Origin of the sequence: Acidithiobacillus sp. HP-11, from assembly GCF_015100075.1 — a bacterium.
Lineage (GTDB): Bacteria > Pseudomonadota > Gammaproteobacteria > Acidithiobacillales > Acidithiobacillaceae > Acidithiobacillus > Acidithiobacillus thiooxidans.
In genome coordinates this window covers 1-3103 of sequence record NZ_JACKYY010000096.1, presented here as the reverse complement: position 1 = coordinate 3103, position 3103 = coordinate 1, and the positions used below count along the sequence as shown (strand labels likewise).

Here is a 3103-nt window from a genome sequence, read left to right as displayed (position 1 = left end):
GTTGATATGCAGGTCCAACCGCTTCTCCTCCAGCTTGAAAGTCACATCGTCCACCATCCACGGCGGAACCAACCCCAACGCCAAGGTAAACAGCTTGTCTTCGTCCATCATTAACCTTCCCTAGATCAGCAATGCCCTAAGACTACCGTACCCTCGTATCCACTCCAAGTAGCGAGGAGCCGAAGCCTTACAGGTTCTGTCTCTCACGCGATCCACGGAAGTGTTAGGCAAATTGTATATGTTCCTGCTCGAAAAACAGAAGGAAGCTGCCATCAGTAGGGCGAGCACGATTACCAAAAATCGCATATTAGATACTGCATTAGTCCATAGTGTTCCGGTTTCACCAAAGGCTTCTAAGGCTGTTCTCATAGGTGCTTTTTTGGGTTTACTCCTTGGTCTCGCTGTAGTCTTTGCGAGGTTTCTCCTGCACAAAGGGTTTCATTCGGATGAAGGAATTCTGAGTAGATATCCTTCGATACCACTATTTGGAAAATTACCAGAATATGAAGCCTTTCAGAGCGTGGGCGATTCAGCAAAAATCAAGCCAATTGTTCCTTCTGATCCTCGTTCCACATATGGAGAGGCGTTGCGTTTGTTGCGCGGGAAGCTTTATCTTGATTCCGGAGCGGGAAATGCAGGCAAGGTTTTGATGTTTTCTTCGGCATTCCAGGGAGATGGAAAAACAACTGTGGTCAGTCAGTTGGCCGTGGCTTTGGCGAAAGACGGAAAACGCGCACTGTTGATTGATGCTGATCTCAGGCATCCACAGTTACATTCGGCATTTGATTGCAAACAAAGTCCGGGATTAGCGGAATATCTGGCAGGTAATGCAAAATTGGAGGACTGTACGCGCGTCATGACTAGATTTGATGTACCGCTGACTTGCTTACCCTCTGGTCAAACTCCCGATAGTCCAGTGGAGCTGATTGGCAAGGAGCGTTTTGCTGAACTAATTGATAAAGCTCGTTCCGAGTATGATTATGTACTCATAGATACACCACCGTTTCCTGTGCTGTCTGATGGCCTGATTATCGCCCGGTTGGTCGACCGCTTGGTATCTGTAATTCGCGTCGGTGAAACCCCTCGGTCGGCTTTTAAAGAGCACATGCAAGGGGTGGCGGAAATTGGTTGCCCACAGGCCTTGTTAATTAATGGGGCTCCAACCTCTCAGGGAGGGGTGTACCACTATCACCCCAGATCTTCCGTTCGTTTGGATCTGGAGAACCGAGTGCGCAGCTTCATTAGTCAGTTCCAGAGAAAGCGTTGAAATGACGATAACGCACCTTGTAAGCGCCTATCTGTTGAGGATTCCGGGTCATGGCCGCTAGCCTAAAACGTAATTCCTTGTATAACTTGATGGGTAGTTTAGTGCCTATCGTGGTTTCGTTTGTAACGGTCCCTTTATATTTGCATCTGATTGGTGTGGATGGATACGGAGTGCTGGCGATAGTCTGGCTGTTTCTGGGCTATTTTGGAGTTTTTGATCTGGGGTTGGGCACGGCATCAGCTAACCAGTTTGCAAAACTATCTGATCACAAAGAAATATCCAGTGTTTTTTGGTCGGGAATATGGACCAACCTGGGATTGGGAATAATTGGTGCGGGAGTCCTGTTTTTTCTTGGGGATTATTTATTTGAAAATCTGTTCAAGATGTCCAGTGCGATGCATGCCTCAGTCGTAGGTGCCTTGCCTTGGTTGGCATTGGCGGTCCCGATAATTACGGTCAGCGGAATTTTTTCCGGATTGATTGATGGCCGCCAGAATTTTTTGATGCTTAATGCATTAGGTGTAATAGGTACCTTTTTTCTGCAAGTCATGCCAATATTGACCGCCTACCTCCATGGCCCCAATTTGACATGGATCATCGCTGTAGCGGTACTTTCCAGATTATTATTTGGAGCCTTACCATCAGGGGTTGTAGCAGTCCGCATTCTTGGAACATTCAAACCGGAATTGCCACAGTGGCACTGGGTAAAAAAATTATTGGGATATGGGGCGTGGACCACTATTTCAAGTATGGTGGTTTCGATGACCGGTGCCATGGACAAATTTATGCTCGGGAGCATAGTAGGGCCCGCCGCTGTAACTTTTTTTGCCATACCAGAGCGTTTGGCGCGGCAGGGTGCCATAGTGCCTGCTTCGGTTACTCGAGCATTGTTCCCTAAATTATCGGCTGGGAATGAATATGATGCAAGGGATACGACCATGCGTTCCTTGGAGCTTTTACTCCTTATTCAGACGCCATTGATTTGTGCGCTTATTCTTGTTCTAAAGCCTTTTCTCGGCATTTGGGTGGGCTGGTCGGTAGCAGAAAAAGCCGGGCCGGTTGGATTGATAATTGCTGCCACAATCTGGATAGTCGGCTTGAATTATTTACCTTCCATGCTATTGCAAGCACGTGGTCGCCCGGATATAGCAGCAAAATTGCGTGTTATGGAGTTCTTACCATATCTTCTGGTGCTGTGGACAGCGATTCATTATTTAGGCTTGATCGGAGGAGGGCTCGGTTTATTGTTCGTATCTGTTCTGGACATGATTTTTTTATTTTGGGGGGCAAGGGTTGCCGTGTTCGTAAATAAAACATTCTGGCAATCAGCCGTATGGATTTTTATTTCTGAGTTTCTGGCCTGGAATTTTGTTAAAACAGAGATATTATGGTACTTGTTTTCGCTTTTGCTATTTGCTTTTTCTGTGCTATGGGTAGGATACCGCTCTTCTTTGTTGAGAGAGGCATTTTTTGCGTTACTTGGAAAGATTAATGGCTCTTCGTCAGATTGAGTGGGTAGGGGGTAGAATGCTGTGGAGCGGTCGTGCCCTGAATAGGAGTTAGCTGATGGTCCCTGAAGAGCTGTTTTCTCTCGCGTTAGGATTGGTTCCGCCGTGAAAACAGCTCTTCAGGGACCATCAGCTAACTCCTATTCAGGGCACGACCGCTCCACAGCATTCTACCCCCTACCCACTCAATCTGACGAAGAGCCGWWTSTACNTRAWGWTWSRCMRNTGCTTTCCCGTTTCTCCAATTCTTAGCTATTGATCTTACATGTCCGTTATTGGCTATGATGCTATCAATCAGCGAACGCAAAAAAACGTCAAAATTCTCGAT

Annotated in this window: 2 protein-coding genes; both read left to right on the top strand. The window is 46.9% G+C overall.

The genetic code is table 11. The features are described from left to right. The first annotated feature begins 196 nt into the window (after window positions 1–196). The gene (locus H7F08_RS15090) at window positions 197–1267 is read left to right on the top strand and encodes a polysaccharide biosynthesis tyrosine autokinase (protein WP_227487914.1); all 1071 of its coding nucleotides are present in this window, start codon (window positions 197–199) and stop codon (window positions 1265–1267) included. Window positions 1268–1317: 50 nt separating this feature from the next. After that, window positions 1318–2778 (top strand): oligosaccharide flippase family protein, encoded by a 1461-nt coding sequence (locus H7F08_RS15085; RefSeq protein WP_193640987.1) that lies wholly within the window; start codon window positions 1318–1320, stop codon window positions 2776–2778. Window positions 2779–3103 lie beyond the last annotated feature (325 nt).